Consider the following 16563-nt stretch of genomic DNA (forward strand, 5'->3'; position numbering starts at 1 on the left):
GTTCGAGGACATGGAGTGGGGTGCGGCGCGAGGGCCTGTCCAGCGGAGAGCAAGCGCGGGGCCAGCTTCCGGCGATGAAACCACGGCGGGGCACTCGAACTGAAACCAGAGGGCCGTGGGTGGCGGACCACGGGTTCTGTGCACGCGGAGCCACGCGGTCGAAGACCACCGTGGCTGCCCGGCCGCTTGCCCTCGAGGGGTCAGCGTGACCCGGACGCGTTCCAGGGCGTGCGAAAGTGCCGGTGCGAACCGTTCCCCGAGGGCGGAGCGGGCCGGGACGGCGCGGCGGACGGAACCGGCTGGGGAGGAGCACCCCAGCGGGAGGGGTCGTCCTCCACCACCACGACCTGGGGAGGCGGCTCCAGGACCCCGCTCGCCAGCAGCGCGCCCGCGAGGAGCCCCGCCACGGACATGCCCACGAGCGCCCAGCGGAGGGTACGGCGCTTCGAGACGGGGGAGACCGCGTGGGTGGTGGTCTCCGTCGCCCCCTGCCCCTCCGAAGCCGCCGTTGCCTGGACGCGACGGGCCTCCTCGTCCCCCGTGGAGGCGCCGCCTTCTTCGTGGCGCGGTCGGGCGGCGGCACGCTCGGCCTGGGCTTGCTGAGCCTCCGAGGAGGGCCCCTCCGCTACATCTCGCCGAAGGCGTGGGTCGGGGGAGAACCGCCTCATGAGGCGCGTCAGCCTGGCGACCTCAGGAGGCACGACAGCGGAACTCCGCCCCCGGGCCTCCAGCCCTCCCGCCAGCGGCCCGGAGACCTCCGGCTGCATGGGCCCTCGCGCCGGAACCGGACGCATCAGGCGGGCCCACCAGGAGCCCACCCCTCCCGCGAGCGGCGCGGAATGGACGTTCCGTTCCGCGGGCACCTCGCCCAGGGTCGGCGCCACGTCCCGGGCGGCGCGCAAGGCGGTGAGCGCCTCGGCCGCGGAGCCGAACCGCTCCGAGCGCCTCGGCGCCAGGAGCCGGCGCAGGAAGGCCCGGAGCGAGTCGGACACCCGGACATGCTTCTCGAAGGAGAGCGCCAACCCGTCATCCAGAAGGTCCGCCGGCACGCGCCCGCTGAGCGCATGGACCAGCGTGGCTCCCAGGGCGTACAGGTCGCTCGAAGGCTCCACCGTCCCGCCGAGCTGCTCGGGCGGCATGTACCCGAAGGTGCCCACCAGCGTGGAGCCGTGCGTCACGTCGCGGGCCAGGTGCCGGGCAGCGCCGAAGTCCACCAGCGCCGTGCGCCCGTCGGGACGGAGGATGAGGTTGGCCGGCTTGACGTCGCGGTGGATGAGCGCGGGCGTGCGCAGGTGCAGCGCGTGGAGCGTCCCGAGCACCTGCTCCGCCAGCGTCCACGCCTCGTCCTCGTCCAGGCGCTGCCGCTCGATGCGCTGCTGGAGGGACTCTCCTTCCAGGAACTCCTGGGCGAGGTAGAGCCGCGTGCCCACCCCGCTGCCCTCCCGGAAGCTCGCGACGAAGCGCGGGATGTCCGGGTGGCTCAGCGAGCGGAGCACCTCCGCCTCGCGCTCGAAGGCGTCCAACTGCTCGGTGCCAGGCACCAGCGCGAAGAGCAACTCCTTGAGCGCCACGCGGCGGCCCTCCGGGTCCTCCGCGAGGTACACGCGCCCATGGACCGACTGGGAGATGACCCTCCGGACCCGATAGCCCCCCGGAGTCACGGCCGCGCCACAGTGGCCGCACCGCGAGGCGTCCAGGGGTGCCTCGCAGACCACGCACGCCGCCCCTTCCCCCTCACGTTGGCCCATCACCGGCTGGACGCGCTCCAAAGTACACCTCCCGGACGCGGGCAATGCGAACCCCGGGCCAGCGGCCAACACCCGCCATCTTCAGGGGAGCACGGTCTCCGCGTCGGCGTCCACCCTTGACCCGAGCACACCCGCGCGGCTCACGCGCCACATGACGGCCAGCCGATGGCCGGCAAGCGTTCCCGGCCCCTGTCCCGGAGGGCAGGTGTACACGGATGAGCCCATGCCCACCTTCGCGGCGGCGCGGAGGCTGACATGCGAGCCATCATGTTCAGGTCGCTCGTGGGAACGGTGCTCCTCGGGTCCGGAGCCGCCCACGCCGAGACGACGCTCACCTTCTACCTGGGCCTGTCCCTGACGCACGACAGCGACGTGCGGGTGCAGCTTCGTGACGGCACCGACCTGAAGTACCGGGGCATCTCCTGGGCGAGCCGCTCCTTCGAGCTGCCCTTCTATTACGGCCTCCAGCTCACCCATCACTTCGAGCCGCGGCGGGACTGGGGCGTGCGGCTCGACTTCTTCCACGACAAGGCCTACTCGGACGCGGCACAGCCCGTCCCGGTGACGGGCACGCGCGGCGGCGAGCGCGTGGACACGACGGAGCCCCTGAACACCACCGTGCAAGGCTTCAACATGTCGCACGGGACGAACTACCTGACGCTGAACGTGCTGCACCGCTGGAACAGTGGCCCGGAGCCAGGAAGCACCGGTCGGCTCCAGCCCTACGTGGGCGCGGGAGCCGGGCTGATGCTTCCCCATGTGGAGGCCACCGTGGGCAGTGAGTCCGTGGGTGAGTACCAGCTCACGGGACCGGCCTTCCAGCTCCTGGGCGGGCTGGCCTGGCCCTTCGCCTCACGCCTGTCCGTCTTCGGCGAGTACCGCGTCACGCGCGGGGATGCGAGTGTGAGCATCCCCGGCGGTGAGCTGGACACCACGCTCTATACGCACCACTTCGTCGCGGGCCCGTCGCTGCGGCTGCCGCTGCTGCCGTGAGTCGTTCCTACGCCCCCGCCGTCGTGGCCGGCTCCGGCTGCCGGGGCAGCACGACCTGGAGCGCCAGCGCCAGCACCACCACGAGCGCGCAGCCGATGACGTTGAACCACAGGTAGCCGATGTCGCTCAGCATGAAGAGCGCAATCACCGTCCCCTGCGACAGCACCGCCGCGCCGAACACGGCGTGCCCGCGCACGTGCTTGAGGAAGAAGGCCACCAGGAAGATGCCCAGCACCGTCCCGTAGAAGATGGACCCCAGGATGTTCACCGCCTGGATGAGGTTGTCGAGCAGCGACGCGAAGGTCGCGAAGCCCACGGCCACCAGCCCCCAGAACACGGTGAACAGCTTGGACGCCACCAGCACGTGCCGGTCGGAAGCGTCGCGGCGGAACACGCGGCGGTAGAAGTCCACCGTTGTCGTGGCCCCCAGCGCCGTCAGCTCACTGGCGATGGAGCTCATCGCCGCCGAGAGGATGACGGCGATGAGCAGCCCGAACAGCCCGCTGGGCAGCCAGCGCTTCACGAAGCCGATGAAGATGTAGTCCGAGTCCTTCGTCTCCACGCCCGGCAGCGCGCGGGACACCACCGCCTTGGCCTCCTTGCGGATGTCGCCAGCCTCCTTCGAGGAAGCACGCAGCGCCTCCCGCGAGGCGGACGCGGTGGCCGCATCCCCCGCCTCGCGCGCCGCGAGGTAGCGCTCCACCTCCGCGCGCTTGTCCGCCTGCACCTGCTCCCACTTCGCCTCGACGGCGGCGAACTCGCCCGCCCGCTCCGTGCCCTGCACGCGCGCGCGGAGCGGCTCGTTGAACAGCAGCGGCGGCGTGTTGAACTGGTAGAAGACGAAGACGAGGACTCCGACGAACAGGATGAGGAACTGCATCGGAATCTTCAGCACGCCGTTGAACAGCAGCCCCAGCCGGCTCTCGGAGACGGAGCGCCCCGTCAGGTAGCGGCCCACCTGCGACTGGTCCGTGCCGAAGTACGACAGCGACAGGAAGAAGCCCCCGGTGATGCCGGACCAGAAGTTGTAGCGGTCCTGCACGTCCAGGTCGAAGCTCACCACGTTCATCCGGTCCAGGGCGCCCGCGACGTCCACGGCCTTGCCGAAGGAGATGTGCTCGGGCAGGCGCCACACGATGACGATGGCGGCCACCACCATGCCGCCCATCATCACCACCATCTGCTGCTTCTGCGTCTGGCTCACGGCCTTGGAGCCGCCCGTCACCGTGTAGAGGATGACGAGCGCTCCCATGGCCACCACGGTGGGCTCCAGCGGCCAGCCGAGGATGGCCGAGAGGATGATGGACGGCGCGTAGATGGTGATGCCCGCCGCCAGCCCGCGCTGGATGAGGAACAGGAACGCGCCCAGCAGCCGCGTCTTCAGGTCGAAGCGCGACTCCAGGTACTCGTACGCGGTGATGACGTTGAGCCGGTAGTAGATGGGGACGAAGACCGCGCTGATGAGAATCATCGCCAGCGGCAGTCCGAAGTAGAACTGCACGAAGCGCATCCCGTCCTCGTAGGCCTGCCCGGGGACGGAGAGGAAGGTGATGGCGCTGGCCTGCGTGGCCATGACGGACAGGCCGATGGTGGGCCAGTTCAGCTCACGGCCCCCGCGCAGGTAATCCTCGCTGGTGCTCGCCTTGCGGTTCTTCCAGATACCCCACGCGACGATGGAGACCGTCGTCCCGACGAGGACCAGCCAGTCGAGCAGTGTCACGAATATGCCTCGGTGAGGGCCCAGAACAGGGCGACGAACAGGACGAAGGTGCCGAGCACCACGAGGTAGATGTTGCGCCACGAGCCGAGCAACGGCGGCGCGTCATCCATCTCGGGCCGCGGCGCGGCGGGCTTCTCCAGCGAGGGGGCGGGTGAGCTCATTGCGCGAGGATGTTCGCCAGGAGGCGGTAGGCGCCGGGGACACCGGCGGGGAGCTGACGGAAGAAGGCGAGCCCCGTGTACACGAAGGCGCCCTTGCCATGACGGGCGACGAGCAGCGAGCCCTGCAGCGGTGCCTCGCCCGCGTCGTTCATGGCGAACACGGGCCGGTAGTGCGAGTCCCACTTGGAGGCGAAGTAGAGGCCGCGCTCCTGCACCCAGCCCTCGAAGTCCGCCGCCGTCAGCGCGTTGGGCGCCTTCAGCAGCGGCTCGTTCGGGTTGACGGGCGTCATCGCCGCCGTCTCGTCCGTCACGCGGTCTCTGCCAATCTCCAGCGGGTACGGGCCCACGAAGGTGGTGAGCGGGCCCACGCGGCTGTTGGTGTTGTACTGCACCACCAGCCGGCCTCCCGCTTCCACGTACTTCAGCAACCGCTCGCGGTGCACGGCGAGGCGCGGGTTGGCGTTGAAGGCACGCACGCCGACGAGGATGGCCTCGAAACGCTCCAGCCGCTCACCGGCGAGCCGCTCCTCGGGCAGCACCGTCACCTCGTACCCCACCGCCGCCAGGCTCTCCGCCACGCGGTCGCCCGGCCCGGGGATGTAGCCCAGCCGCTTCACCTTCGCGGCCAGCGTGAAGGGCACCAGCGTCGCTTCCGACGGCTGGCGCACCGCCTGCGGAGGGATGTGCTCGTACGACACCGTGCGGACCCGCCAGGACTCCGTGCGACCGCCGCTCTCGACGACGGCGCGCAGCCGGCCCTTCGCGGTGGCCCCCTTCGGAGGCGTCACCTTGAAGACGACGGTGCGCTCGTCCCCGCGCGCCGCGAGCTGGAACGGCATCTCCGAGGGCTCCACGCGCCAGCCCTCGGGCACCTCCAGCCGGGCCTTGCCGCTGGCCTCCGCGCGGCCCGCGGCCAGGACGACGGACACGGACTGTCCCCCGCCGTTGGGGAACATCAGCACGTCGCGCTCCAGCGTCGCGGTGACGGCGGGGACGATTTCGAAGGCGCGGTACAGCTCGCCGCGCACCGGGTCCGTCCAGACGAACACCACCGGCCGCGTCACGCTGAAGCGCCGGCCGTTCGCCTCGTAGACGAACGTCACCGCCAGCGGGGGCTCGCCCTCGGGCCGGCCGGTGAGCGCGCGGTCCGCGCCCTCCAGCGTGTAGAGGCCACCGGTGACGGGCCTGCGCAGCCAGTACGGCGTGGAGATGGCCGCGTCCCGCGGGAGCGATACCTTGCGCGAGAGCTTGAACGGCGCATGCCCGGCCAGCTCCGTGTTCGTCGCCACGGCCTCGCCGCCCGGCAGCGTCACGCTCACCAGCCGGAGCGCCGCGGGCGAGCGGTTGAGCGCCATCAGGTTCAGCTCCACCGGGGTGCCCGGCACCGCCGTGGGCTCCGTCGCGCGCGCCTCCAGGAACAGCCCCGCGCACGCCGCGATGAGGCCCTCCGTCTCGCGCAGCTTGTAGGCCTTCCACGGGTTGTCGTCCGGCAGCGCGGACAGTGCTTCATGGACCCGAACCAGCGCCGGAACGCTGCGATGCGGGGCGCGCACATCGAAGCCCTTCACGGCCTCGTCCACCGCGCGAGCCACGGCCTCCGTGCCGCTCCAGCGCTTCCACGACAGGTCCAGCCCCTCGAAGATGTCGCCCTTGGGCCGCGTCCCGGCCAGCGGCGAGAAGTACTCCGGCTGGGGGCCGCGCTCGGCGGGCACGCCGAAGCCCTGGCTCTTGTGCTGGCTGCGGCTCTCCGCGGAAATCTCGCCCCACGAGCGCCCGAGCAGCGCGTCGTACCCGCCCACTTCCACCTTCAGATAGGCGGACATGTCGGCGTCGGGCTTGAGGAACCAGGTGGAGGTGTTGTGCAGCAGCCGGTCGGCCTTCCACGGCTTCACCTCGGCGAGCTGCTCGGGGAAGCGCTTCGGGTCGGCTGCGGCGGCGAAGGCCTCCGCGGCGAGGAGCGCGGACGCGGTGTGGTGGCCATGGTTCGGCGGCTGGGTGGAGAAGCGCGTCACGATGACGTCCGGCCGGAAGCGGCGGATGGCGAGCACCACGTCCGCCAGCACCTCGTCATGGCCCCAGATGCGCAGCGCCTCGTCGGCGCTCTTCGTGTAGCCGAAGTCGCGCGCGCGGGTGAAGAGCTGCTCGGCGCCGTCCACGCGGCGCGCCGCGAGCAGCTCGTACGTGCGGATGAGCCCGAGCAGCTCGTCCTGCTCGGTGCCGATGAGGTTCTGTCCGCCGTCGCCGCGCGTGAGGGAGAGGTAGCCCGCGCGCAGGCCGCGCTCGCCCACCAGCCACGCCAGGAACCGCGTGTTCTCGTCGTCGGGGTGGGCGGCCACGTAGAGCACGCTGCCCGTCACGCCCAGCCGCTTCAGGCCCGCCGCGATTTCCCCCGCGTGGGGTTGCCGGGGCGCCTGCGCGAGTGCCGTCGACCCGACTCCGAGACTCATGACCAACGCCATTCCCAAGGTGAGCAGGTTCCGCATCCGGGCGGACCCTATAACAAGGCCCCCTCGCTCGCGCGGCCCAACGTTCGAGCGCCCATGACGCGCACGGCCAGGGAATAAGTACGGCGCGTGAATGTCCCTTCACGTGCCCGTCCATATCGGACCTGTTATCTAGCTCGACCCGTGACGTCCTCGTTCTCCGCCGCGTGGCTCCGAGGAGATGCGCGCGCGCTCTCCTTCCTCCCCGACCGCTATCGCCATCCGGCCGCCCGGGCCGAGGCCGTGGCCGCCGCCGCGTCGCGCACCGTGTCGCCCGCGCTGCTCGACGTGCTCGTCGCCCGCAACGCGCGCCTCGCGCCGAGCCCCGCCCGCGAGCGCCACCTGGAGCTGCTCTCCCGCCCCGGCACCGTGGCCGTGGTGACGGGGCAGCAGATGGGGCTGTTCCTCGGGCCGCTCTTCACGCTCTACAAGGCCGCCGCCGCCATCGTCGCGGCCCGCGCGCTCTCACAGGAGACAGGCCGGCCCTGCGTGCCCGTCTTCTGGCTCCAGACGGAGGACCACGACCTTCCAGAGATCGACCACTGCGTCGTCCCGAGCGCTTCCGGCGGCCCGCTGCGCGTCGCGCTGGACCTGCCCGACGCGGCGGCCTCTCGCGCCCCCATCGCGCACCGCCGCCTGGGCCCGAGCGTCACCGCCGCCCTGGCCACGCTGCGCAACGAGCTGGGCGACGAGCCCCACGCGCACGAGCACCTGTCGCTGCTGGAGCGCGCCTACCGCCCCGAGGCGACGCTGGCGGAGGCGTTCACCGAGGTGCTCTCTGCGGTGTTCGCCGAGGAGGGCCTCATCTTCCTCGACCCGAGGGACGCGCGCCTCGCGCCGCTCGCCGCGCCCGTGCACCGCCGGGCCATCCAGGAAGCGGCGGCCATCTCCGACGCGCTCGCCGCCCACGTGCGGGCGCTCTCCGACGCGGGCTTCGCCGAGCAGGTCCACATCCGCCCCGGCGCTCCGCTCGGCTTCTTCTCGCCGGACGGCATCGACGGCCCGCGCTACCGCCTGGACCCGGCGGGCCCTGGCCGGTGGAGCCTCGTGGGCCACCCGGAGGACGCCACCGTCACCACGGACGCGCTGCTCGCCGCGCTGGAGCGGGAGCCGCTGCGCTTCACCACCTCCGCGCTGCTGCGCCCCCTCCTCCAGGACACGTGGCTGCCCACGGCGGCCTACGTGGGCGGCCCTGGCGAGATTGCCTACTTCGCGCAGCTCGCGCCCCTCTATGCGCACGCGGGACTCCCGATGCCGCTCGTCGTGCCGCGCGCCCGCTTCCGCGTGCTCGATGACCGCGCCCGGCGCTGGCTGGGCAAGCTGGGCCTCCAGCCCGACGCGCTGAACACGCCGCGCGAGGAGCTGTTGATGCAGCTGGCCGCCCGCGACGCCACGCAGCCCCTCGAACCCCCCGAGGCGCTGGAGGCCCGGCTCCTCGGCGCCATCACCGCGGAGCTGGACCGCTCGAACGGCCCGCTCCTCGCGCTGGACGCGACGCTGGAGGACGCGCTCCAGCGCACGCGGGGCACCGTCCGCGTCGCCGTGTCCCGCCTCGTGGGCAGGTACGGCCGCGCGCTCGCCCGGCGCGACACCGTCACCGCCGAGCGCGTGGACCGCCTGCGCACCTGGCTCACCCCGAATGGCGAGCCCCAGGAGCGCGTCCTCGGGCTGCCCTACTTCGCCTGCCGCGTCGGCACGCGCGCCTTCACGCAGCGGGTGCTCGACGCGTGCGTGCCCTTCTCTGGCGCGCTCCAGGACCTGACGCCATGAGCGAGTCCTACGGCATCGACGTCCTCGCCTTCGGCCCCCATCCCGATGACGTGGAGCTGTTCTGCGGCGGCCTCCTCGCGCGCATGGCGGCCCTGGGCTACCGCACCGGCATCGTGGACCTGACGCGCGGGGAGAAGAGCTCGCGCGGGACGCCGGAGACGCGCGCCCAGGAGACGGAAGCCGCCTCGCGCGCGCTGGGCCTGTCCCTCCGGGAGAACCTGGACCTGCCGGATGGCTGGCTCAACCCCTGGGCCGGCTTCGAGGCCCCCGAGGCCGAGCGCGCCCGCGCCTCCGCAGTGTCCCGCGTGGTGGAGGTGCTCCGCCGCCTGCGTCCGGAACTGGTCGTCGTCCCGTGGGAGGAGGAGCGCCACCCGGACCACGAGGCCGCCAGCACGCTCGTGACGCGGGCCCTGTTCTTCGCGGGGGTCCGCAAGTTCGAGGCGGAACCCCAGGGCCCGCCCTTCACGCCGAGGCAGGTGCTCTACTACCCGCTGCGCCACCTGGCCGAGCCGAGCTTCGTCGTGGACGTGTCCTCCGTCTACGAGCGCAAGCTGGCGGCGGTGCACTGCTACGCCAGCCAGGTGCAGCCGCGCCCGGACGCGCCGCCCACGCTGGTGGGTTCGCCCCTGTCGCTCACGTCGCTGCAGGCGCGGGACGCCTTCTATGGCGCGCAGGTGGGCGTCCCCCACGGCGAGCCCTACGTCATCCGCGAGACGCTGGGACTGACGGACCCGCTGGACCACTTCCGCCGGAATAGCTTCGCGCGCCCCCTGTTCTTCCCCCAACGCCGATGACCGAACCCCTGAACGTGGCCATCACCTGCTTTCCCACCTTCGGAGGCAGCGGCATGGTCGCCACCGAGATTGGGTTGGCCATGGCGGACCGGGGACACCGCGTCCACTTCATCGCCAAGGACCTGCCGGTGCGGCTGCGCTTCCACGGCATCAGCCGCAAGGTCTACTTCCACGAGGTGACGGAGAGCGACTACCCGGCGCTCCAGCACTCCAACACCTACCCGATTGCCCTGGCCTCCAAGATGATCGAGGTCGCCAGCTACGAGCGCCTGGACGTGCTCCACGTCCACTACGCGGTGCCTCACGCCACGGCGGCTTGGATGGCGCGCGAGGTGCTCGGAGACAAGGCGCCGCGCATCGTCACGACGCTGCACGGCACGGACACCACGCTGGTGGGCGTGGACCCCAGCTACCTGCCCATCACGCGCTTCTCCATCCTGCGCAGCGACGCGGTGACGACGCCGTCGGACTTCCTGCGCCGCGCGACGTGGGAGGGCTTCGGCATTCCCGACAGCTTCCCCATCGAGGTCATCTTCAACTTCGTGGACACGCAGCGCTACGCGCCGGTGAGGGACCGCGCGTGCCTGCGGGTGCTCTTCCCGGACCTGCGCGAGCCGGAGCCCGTCCTCATCCACGTCTCCAACTTCCGCGCGGTGAAGCGCATCACCGACGTGGTGAGCATCTTCATGGAAGTCCACCAGCAGCGGCCATGCCGGCTGGTGATGATTGGCGACGGCCCCGAGCGCTCCCCCGCCGAGCGGCGCCTCCGGGAAGCGGGGCTGGAAGACCGCGTCGCCTTCCTCGGCAAGCAGGACCGCTTCGAGGAGCTGCTCGCCGCCTCGGACGTCTTCCTCCTCCCCAGCGAGCAGGAGAGCTTCGGCCTCGCGGCGCTGGAGGCGCTGAGCTGCGGCATCCCCGTGGTGGGCAGCGACATCGGCGGCATCCCCGAATTGGTGACGCCGGGAGTCACGGGCCTGCTCGCGCCGGTGGGAGACATCCAGGCCATGGCCCGGCACGTGCTCACCCTGGTGGAGACCCCGGAGCGCTGGAAGGGCTACTCGCGCCGCGCGCGGGAGCAGGTGCTGGAGCGCTTCCAGCTCGGACCCGCCATCGACCGCTACGAGGCGCTCTACCGCCGGCTCGCGGCGGGGGCGCCTCGTCGCTGAGGCCCCCCGCGCGACGCTACGGCGCGGCTACTTCTTGTTCTTCCACTCGGCCAGGGCCTTGGCGACCTGGTCGCGGAAGAAGAAGCCCTTGTCCTTCTCGCCGAGGTTCCAGGAAATCTGCGCGGCCTTGCGGGCCTCGGCATAGTTGCCCATGCGCGCCAGGATGTCGGCGCGAATCCACTGGTTGAACCAGTTGGACTGGATGGCCACGGACGCATCCGCGTGCTTCAGCGCGGCGGCGTAGTCCTTGGTGGAGTCGGCCACGTAGCGGGCCATGCTGGCGTGCATGCGCGCCGAGCCCTCGGACGCGGACTGGATGGCGGCCTTGGCGTGCGCGGCGGTGTCCACCTTGATGGGCACGGAGACGCGCAGCTTCTCCCACTCCATGTCGAGCGACGTCGAGTCCTCGGTGGTGTTGCTGAAGACGAACACCAGCCGCTCGCGGAGGGGAATCTCGGCGGTGGTGGCGTCGACGGTGACGACGTCCTTGGCCGGGTCATACGGAATGGGGCTCGCCCACAGCGCCAGCTCCTTGTTCAGCATCATCTTCCAGCCCTTCTGCGAGGGCAGGGTGACGATGGTGTAGGTGCCGGCGGGGACGGGCTTGCCGCCGAAGGTGACATCGCGGCTGAAGGTGATCTTCGAGGCCAAGTTGGCGCCGGTGCGCCACGCCTTGTCGAAGGGCACCAGGTCGCCCCAGACCTTCCGGCCCTTCACGCCGGGGCTGGAGTACTCGATGGAAATCTCGGTGACGCCCACCTCCTGCATCACCTTCGCGGCGGGGCTCGCGGCGGGGAGCTTGAGCTGCTGGGCGGCCGCGGGCGTGGCCACCAGGGCCACGAGCGCGGAGAGCAGACACCCGAGGGCAACGTTCTTCATCGTCCTCACTTCATCCTTTCTCAACCCCAGGGGTTGAAGAGCGGGCGGAGTGTATAGACGAGTCCCCGGGTCACCACACGTTTCGCTTCAGCCCGCACTGCGTCATGGCGCGGCGCCGCGCGTCACCAGCCCTTGACACCTCCGCCACTCGGCGGGGGTGCGCCCGCGTCGCGCGGGGTGCCGCCCGCGGTTCCGGCATCCGCGACGCCGGAGCCACCCGTGCCTTCCGTCTGAGGGGAGCGGGTATCGGACTGCCGGTTGCCCTGGTCACAGCCCGTGGCGCCGCCCATCAGCGCGCCCCCCATCACCAGCACCTGGAACAGCTTCTGGTAGTCCATGTCCGGCCCGAGCCTTTCCGGCGGGAGTGCCCCGCGCGACACCTGGAAGGAGCCCCACCCTACTCCGGGGGCAACAGGCGCGGCCCCTGCCCCGCGGGCGGACGCGTGGACGTGGACACTCCAGGACACAGAGGTGTTCCCCTGGGCGCCCGGGGTGTCCATGCTGTGGGCACGATGAAGCTCACGCGGCTCGTGGTCCACCACTACCGACATGTCACTCCCGGCACCGAGCTCGTGTTCAGCCCAACGCTGAACCTGGTCCTGGGAGAGAACGGCACCGGGAGGACGACGCTGCTGGAGCTCATCTCCACGGTGGTGGGCTCGGACTTCTCGGGCCTCATCCACGAGGCCTTCGCCCTGGAGTACGACCTGGCGTTTCCGGGGATGAAACTCCACGTCTATGTCCGCAACGAGCAGACCTCCGCCAACGCGCCGGAGGAGCCTCCCCGCAGGGGTGCGGAGCTGCTGCCCCTGCGCACCCCGGCCGTGGAGGGCCTGGGGCTCCACCCGCGCATCGAGGTGGACCTGCGGCTCACGTCACCCTCGACCCACATGGTGATGCGCGCCGACAACGCGGGGCTCGACTGCAAGGTGGACGGCGAGCAGGTCTGGTCGCGTGCCATGAGCTGGTCGCTCCTGGACCGCTCGGTGTGGACGCTGCTGTTCATGACGGCGCAGTACATCGACCGGGACATGAAGGAGCGGCTGAAGGACCTGCTCCGCCGCACCTTCCTGCTGGCGCCGCAGCGGTTCGACGAGGCGCTGGGGATGTTCGAGCGGATGGGCCACATCCGCTACGCCATGGAGGCGCGGGACGGAGAGGTGTTCCCGCTGGGATTGATGGCGCTGCCCACGTGGATGCCGGGGTGGCTGCGGGAGCAGGTGGAGCGCGAGGCGCCGCCGGACGTGCTGGAGCTGCGGCACGACGCGCTGGAACGGAGCTTCCTCGCGCGCTTCGTGGCGCTGGCGGGCTTCACGGCGGGGACGTTCCGGGTGGAGGTGCAGGAGAAGCGCTCGTTCGAGAATGGCGGGCGAGTGGGCTTCGGCGGGTTCGGCTTCCACTTCACCCGGCCGGACGGGCGGGGGCTGTCACACGCGGAGCTGGGCTTCGGGCAGAAGCGGCTGCTGTCGTTCCTGTACTACCTGGACGTGAACGAGGACTTCGCCATCACGGACGAGCTGGCCAACGGGCTGCATCCGCGCTGGGTGGAGGCGTGCATGCGCGAGCTGGGCACGCGGCAGGTGTTCCTCACGAGCCAGAACCCGCTGCCGCTGGAGCACACCCTCTTCTCCTCGGCGGAGGAGCTGCGGGCGTCGCTGCTGCTCTGCCGGGAAGGTGCCTGGGCCAATCCCACGCGGGAAGCGGCGGGCCGGCTCTTCGACGCGTACCGGCTGGGAGCGCGTCCGCTGGCGGTGCTGCTGCGGGAGCAGGGGCTGTGGTGAGCCCCGGGTGGGGTCAGAACCGTCCGGCGCGGGCCTCGTCGAAGTCCACCCGGTGCTTCATGTAGAGGGTGTCCAGCATGTGGTTGCTGATGGGGTTGAGGTTGCCATCGGTGAAGCGGTGCACCACGGCGCCCTTGCCCGCGTCCTTGAGGAAGGAGAGCGGGTCGACGCTGCCGCCCAGGCCGGTGAGCGTGGGCACGGGGTCGGCGTCGTTGATGTAGTGCACGTAGTTGGGCCCATCCGGGTAGCGCGTGGACGCTGCGCCGAAGGTCTCCACGTCGAGCTTGCTCATCAGTTGCTCGACCTTCGCCTTGGACATCCCGTCCTCGATGCGCAGCCGGCGCTCCACGTCGAACAGCGCCCGTGCGGTGATGAGGCCCCCCTGGCTGTAGCCCATGAGGTGCACCTCGCGGCCGGCCTTCAGCTCGCTGTAGACGGTGTCCGCGAGCGTATCCACGGCGGGGTTGTGACCCTTGTCCAGCTTGTCGCCCACGCACTGGGCGAGGTCCGTCACCAGCCCCTGGGTGGCGTTGTGGATGCCGACGACGCGCGCGTCCGCGGTGTCCGCGATGGACTGCATCTCGTGAAGCTGTCCCGCCAGCGGCGTCATGATGCCGTTGACGTAGAGGATGGTCTTGGACGGGTTCGGGTTGTCGAGCGGCGTGACGGCGGGGATGTCGCCCAGCGGCGTACCGGGCGGGAAGGACTGACCCTTCGCGCCGACGAACTTCCCGTCGCTCATCCGGTCCGGCTTCGCATCGCCGCCGAAGAGGCGCTGCACCTCGCGCAGGTGTGAGGCCTCGAAGACGTCCGCGCCCATCTTCACGAAGCGGGGGATGTCGGCGAGGCCCTGCTTCGCGGCGTCCACCACGTTCCCGAGCAGGTTCTTCGGCGCCGCGGGAGTCCGAGCCGGAGCGGGGCTCGCGGGGCTGAAGAGGTTGCGGTTGCGGTCGATGGTGCTCATGGGGGACCTCCGCCCATGGGGGAAATGGGCCTACCCACCATTTTCTCATTTCCCGTGCCGGAGTTGCGTGGCTGAGCGGCGCGGGTCTTCGGAGCCCCGCCCGTTCCTGCCGTAACGTCACGCGTCGACACCCTCGGTGAGCGAGGGCCATGACCCGGAGCGTACGGTGACATTTCCAAGGGCAGTGTCGCTGTTCCTGCTGTTGCTCGTCACAGGCTGCGCGAGCACGCGCATGGTGCGGTTGGACACGGGCCAGGGGCGCCCGCTGGAGTACGCGGCGCCCTCCTGGGGCGGGGCCGTCGACCTGAGCGAAGGAGAGTTCGAGGACGCCCTGGCCCGGCTGGTGCTGGAGATGCCTCTCTCCATTCGAGCGTCCCAGGCCGGGCTGCTGGTACGGACCGCGTCCTCGGGCCATGGCGCGGCCATGGACGGGATGTGGCAGCTCGCGCTGCGCAGGGACTACGGGCGCTGGTGCCGGGCCTACGAGGCTCCGGGCGACTGCCTCTCCCTGCTGGAAGACGGCCTGGGCTTCTCGGCCACGGACAAGCTGGCAGTGGCCCTGGGCCTGTCGCTGGACCCCATGCACGAGAGCATCGCCGAGGCGCTGGAGGACACCTTCAGCCCCACGTTCTTCAAGGCCGTCGTGGTGTCGGCGCTGGTGTCGTGGGCCATCCTGGCGGCCAACCCCGAGCCGGTGTTCACCAAGGCGGCGGCGGTGCTGGCCGTGGTGATGGTGGCGTATCTCGGAGCCGACGCCTTCCTCGAAGTGGTGCGGGCGTGCTTCGAGCTGAAGCAGGCGGCGGACAGAGCCACCACGTTCCAGGAACTCGACGCGGCGGGTGCCCGCTTCGGCCGGGTGATGGGAACAGAGGGAGCCCGCGTCTTCGTGCTGATGGCGACGGTGCTGGTGAGCCGGGGCACGGCTGGAAGCGCCTCGTCGCTGTCAACCCGACTGCCCCTGTTGCCGCGCTTCGCCGAGGCATCGGCACTGGCTGCGAGGCAATTGGGGTTGAGGCTGGAAGCCGCGGCGGAGGTGACGTCCGTGGCGGTGGTGGACGGGCAGCTCGCCATCACCCTGGCGCCCACCGCGGTCGCCATGGCGGCGATGGGAGACGGGAACGCGGGGGCCAAAGCCCTGCCCTCGGGCGGGCCGGGTGAATGGGTGCAGGTCAATGAGTCGATGCCCGAAGGCGCCCGGGCCTACCAGGAGCGGGTGACGGGAGTGCCCAGAGGCTATGCGTACCGGGTGAAGAGAGGAGCAGCCCAGGCGGACTTCGACGGCTTCGAACCAGAGGACAACGCCCTGCTGGAAGCCAAGGGCTACAATCTGGCGAAGTTCTTCGACGACGCTCTGAACAAGAAACCGTTCTTCAAAGGCGCGGACAAGTTCCTCGACCAGGCTCGACGCCAACAAGAAGCAGCCCCAGGAATGCGCATCCGCTGGCTCGTTGCCGAAAAGAAGTTGGCCGACGCTTTACGGAAGCTATTCAGTCAACGTGGCTATCAGGACGTGGAAGTCCTCCATGTACCGTGACACAGAATTCACGAACCATGCCCGACACCTACTACGCGGGTTGTTACTGGCGACCTCGCCAGGAACTCGCTGAAGCCTGCGCCCGCCGCGCCAGTGAATTCTTTCGAAGACTCGGTGCGCTGGAGCCAACCTGGAGCAGGTGGCATGAGCCCGGGAGTTCCTTCGAAAAGGCGCGCAAGCTCCAGGTCTCCACGGATGCAGCAGCCTTCGAGAAACGATTCCAACGCAAGAGGAACCGCGCCGGTGATGGCTACAGCTTCCACCTGTGGGCAGGCGACGTTGCTGAAGAAACATCAGGCGTCGATGCCTACTGCGGCACGGGAGATCCTTGGGCGAGACCGTCCTGCGTTCTCACGCCTCCTCACGAAGGAGGCACGGCGCAACGAGTCCTGACCTCCTCGGTGCTGGCGGAAGTGGTCCGAGCGATGGCTCTCGCATGGGAACCGGACTGCGGCGTGGCCACCTCGGATCTGCACCGTGACACCACCTGGCAACGCCCCGCTATCGGGACCTTCACTGGCTGGATAACCTACTTCTCGCGCCAACGCGGCACCGTGCCCCCCCTTCCCG

General features: G+C 70.5%; 14 protein-coding genes. 7 read left to right on the forward strand and 7 right to left on the reverse strand.

Annotated elements, in window-relative coordinates; genetic code table 11:
• Positions 1–200: 200 nt before the first annotated feature.
• Positions 201–1748 carry a serine/threonine protein kinase gene (locus tag HG543_RS39555; RefSeq protein ID WP_169350101.1) on the reverse strand — a complete coding sequence of 516 codons (1548 nt, stop codon included), beginning with the start codon at positions 1746–1748 and terminating at the stop codon, positions 201–203.
• Positions 1749–2003: 255 nt separating this feature from the next.
• On the opposite strand from HG543_RS39555, the gene HG543_RS39560 reads away from it, so the two are divergent.
• A complete protein-coding gene (locus HG543_RS39560; protein WP_169350102.1) occupies positions 2004–2741 on the forward strand; it encodes an outer membrane protein in 738 nt (245 codons plus the stop codon).
• Positions 2742–2748: 7 nt separating this feature from the next.
• Here the strand turns inward: HG543_RS39560 and HG543_RS39565 are convergent, their stop codons facing one another.
• The 3 genes from HG543_RS39565 to HG543_RS39575 are packed head-to-tail and all read right to left on the reverse strand — an operon-like array spanning position 2749 to position 7105.
• On the reverse strand, positions 2749–4461 hold the full coding sequence (locus HG543_RS39565; RefSeq protein WP_169350103.1) for a sodium:solute symporter family transporter: 1713 nt from the start codon (positions 4459–4461) through the stop codon (positions 2749–2751).
• Positions 4458–4622 (reverse strand): hypothetical protein, encoded by a 165-nt coding sequence (locus tag HG543_RS39570; RefSeq protein WP_169350104.1) that lies wholly within the window; start codon positions 4620–4622, stop codon positions 4458–4460. Before HG543_RS39570 ends, HG543_RS39565 begins: the two co-directional genes overlap by 4 nt.
• Positions 4619–7105 carry a PIG-L family deacetylase gene (locus HG543_RS39575; protein WP_169350105.1) on the reverse strand — a complete coding sequence of 829 codons (2487 nt, stop codon included), beginning with the start codon at positions 7103–7105 and terminating at the stop codon, positions 4619–4621. The genes HG543_RS39570 and HG543_RS39575 overlap by 4 nt, the downstream gene beginning before the upstream one ends.
• Before the next feature lie 90 nt (positions 7106–7195).
• Between HG543_RS39575 and bshC the strand changes: the two genes are divergently transcribed.
• The 3 genes from bshC to bshA are packed head-to-tail and all read left to right on the forward strand — an operon-like array spanning position 7196 to position 10835.
• Positions 7196–8875, forward strand: coding sequence for a bacillithiol biosynthesis cysteine-adding enzyme BshC (gene bshC, locus HG543_RS39580; RefSeq protein WP_371876531.1), 1680 nt, complete (start codon positions 7196–7198; stop codon positions 8873–8875).
• Positions 8872–9669: a bacillithiol biosynthesis deacetylase BshB1 gene (bshB1, locus tag HG543_RS39585; RefSeq protein WP_169350107.1), complete on the forward strand. Its 798-nt coding sequence runs from the start codon at positions 8872–8874 to the stop codon at positions 9667–9669. Before bshC ends, bshB1 begins: the two co-directional genes overlap by 4 nt.
• On the forward strand, positions 9666–10835 hold the full coding sequence (gene bshA / locus HG543_RS39590; protein ID WP_169350108.1) for an N-acetyl-alpha-D-glucosaminyl L-malate synthase BshA: 1170 nt from the start codon (positions 9666–9668) through the stop codon (positions 10833–10835). The genes bshB1 and bshA overlap by 4 nt, the downstream gene beginning before the upstream one ends.
• Positions 10836–10862: 27 nt before the next feature.
• Here the strand turns inward: bshA and HG543_RS39595 are convergent, their stop codons facing one another.
• Both HG543_RS39595 and HG543_RS39600 read right to left on the reverse strand, forming a co-directional pair.
• Positions 10863–11714 (reverse strand): DUF2911 domain-containing protein, encoded by an 852-nt coding sequence (locus HG543_RS39595; RefSeq protein WP_171818181.1) that lies wholly within the window; start codon positions 11712–11714, stop codon positions 10863–10865.
• 122 nt (positions 11715–11836) lie between these two features.
• The gene (locus HG543_RS39600) at positions 11837–12052 is read right to left on the reverse strand and encodes a hypothetical protein (RefSeq protein WP_169350110.1); all 216 of its coding nucleotides are present in this window, start codon (positions 12050–12052) and stop codon (positions 11837–11839) included.
• 174 nt (positions 12053–12226) lie between these two features.
• On the opposite strand from HG543_RS39600, the gene HG543_RS39605 reads away from it, so the two are divergent.
• The gene (locus HG543_RS39605; protein WP_169350111.1) at positions 12227–13495 is read left to right on the forward strand and encodes an AAA family ATPase; all 1269 of its coding nucleotides are present in this window, start codon (positions 12227–12229) and stop codon (positions 13493–13495) included.
• A gap of 13 nt (positions 13496–13508) precedes the next feature.
• Here HG543_RS39605 and HG543_RS39610 read toward each other — a convergent pair whose 3' ends face one another.
• Complete coding sequence (locus tag HG543_RS39610) at positions 13509–14459, reverse strand: hypothetical protein (RefSeq protein ID WP_169350112.1); 951 nt, start codon at positions 14457–14459, stop codon at positions 13509–13511.
• 166 nt (positions 14460–14625) lie between these two features.
• Here HG543_RS39610 and HG543_RS39615 point away from each other — a divergent pair, with 166 nt between their 5' ends.
• The gene (locus HG543_RS39615; protein ID WP_439332616.1) at positions 14626–15993 is read left to right on the forward strand and encodes a restriction endonuclease fold toxin 5 domain-containing protein; all 1368 of its coding nucleotides are present in this window, start codon (positions 14626–14628) and stop codon (positions 15991–15993) included.
• Positions 15994–16010: 17 nt separating this feature from the next.
• Positions 16011–16563: Imm52 family immunity protein (locus tag HG543_RS39620; RefSeq protein WP_169350113.1), on the forward strand; the 553-nt coding region annotated here is incomplete at its 3' end.

This window comes from Pyxidicoccus fallax (assembly GCF_012933655.1).
Classification (GTDB): domain Bacteria; phylum Myxococcota; class Myxococcia; order Myxococcales; family Myxococcaceae; genus Myxococcus; species Myxococcus fallax.

What these genes read in the sequence shown, in the direction of transcription:
- HG543_RS39560 (WP_169350102.1), top strand. Translation starts at nt 2,004, where the DNA reads ATGCGAGCCATCATGTTCAGGTCGCTCGTGGGAACGGTGCTCCTCGGG.
- HG543_RS39570 (WP_169350104.1), bottom strand. Translation starts at nt 4,622, where the DNA reads ATGAGCTCACCCGCCCCCTCGCTGGAGAAGCCCGCCGCGCCGCGGCCC.
- HG543_RS39610 (WP_169350112.1), bottom strand. Translation starts at nt 14,459, where the DNA reads ATGAGCACCATCGACCGCAACCGCAACCTCTTCAGCCCCGCGAGCCCC.
- bshB1 (WP_169350107.1), top strand. Translation starts at nt 8,872, where the DNA reads ATGAGCGAGTCCTACGGCATCGACGTCCTCGCCTTCGGCCCCCATCCC.
- HG543_RS39595 (WP_171818181.1), bottom strand. Translation starts at nt 11,714, where the DNA reads ATGAAGAACGTTGCCCTCGGGTGTCTGCTCTCCGCGCTCGTGGCCCTG.
- bshA (WP_169350108.1), top strand. Translation starts at nt 9,666, where the DNA reads ATGACCGAACCCCTGAACGTGGCCATCACCTGCTTTCCCACCTTCGGA.
- HG543_RS39605 (WP_169350111.1), top strand. Translation starts at nt 12,227, where the DNA reads ATGAAGCTCACGCGGCTCGTGGTCCACCACTACCGACATGTCACTCCC.
- HG543_RS39555 (WP_169350101.1), bottom strand. Translation starts at nt 1,748, where the DNA reads ATGGGCCAACGTGAGGGGGAAGGGGCGGCGTGCGTGGTCTGCGAGGCA.
- HG543_RS39600 (WP_169350110.1), bottom strand. Translation starts at nt 12,052, where the DNA reads ATGGACTACCAGAAGCTGTTCCAGGTGCTGGTGATGGGGGGCGCGCTG.
- HG543_RS39575 (WP_169350105.1), bottom strand. Translation starts at nt 7,105, where the DNA reads ATGCGGAACCTGCTCACCTTGGGAATGGCGTTGGTCATGAGTCTCGGA.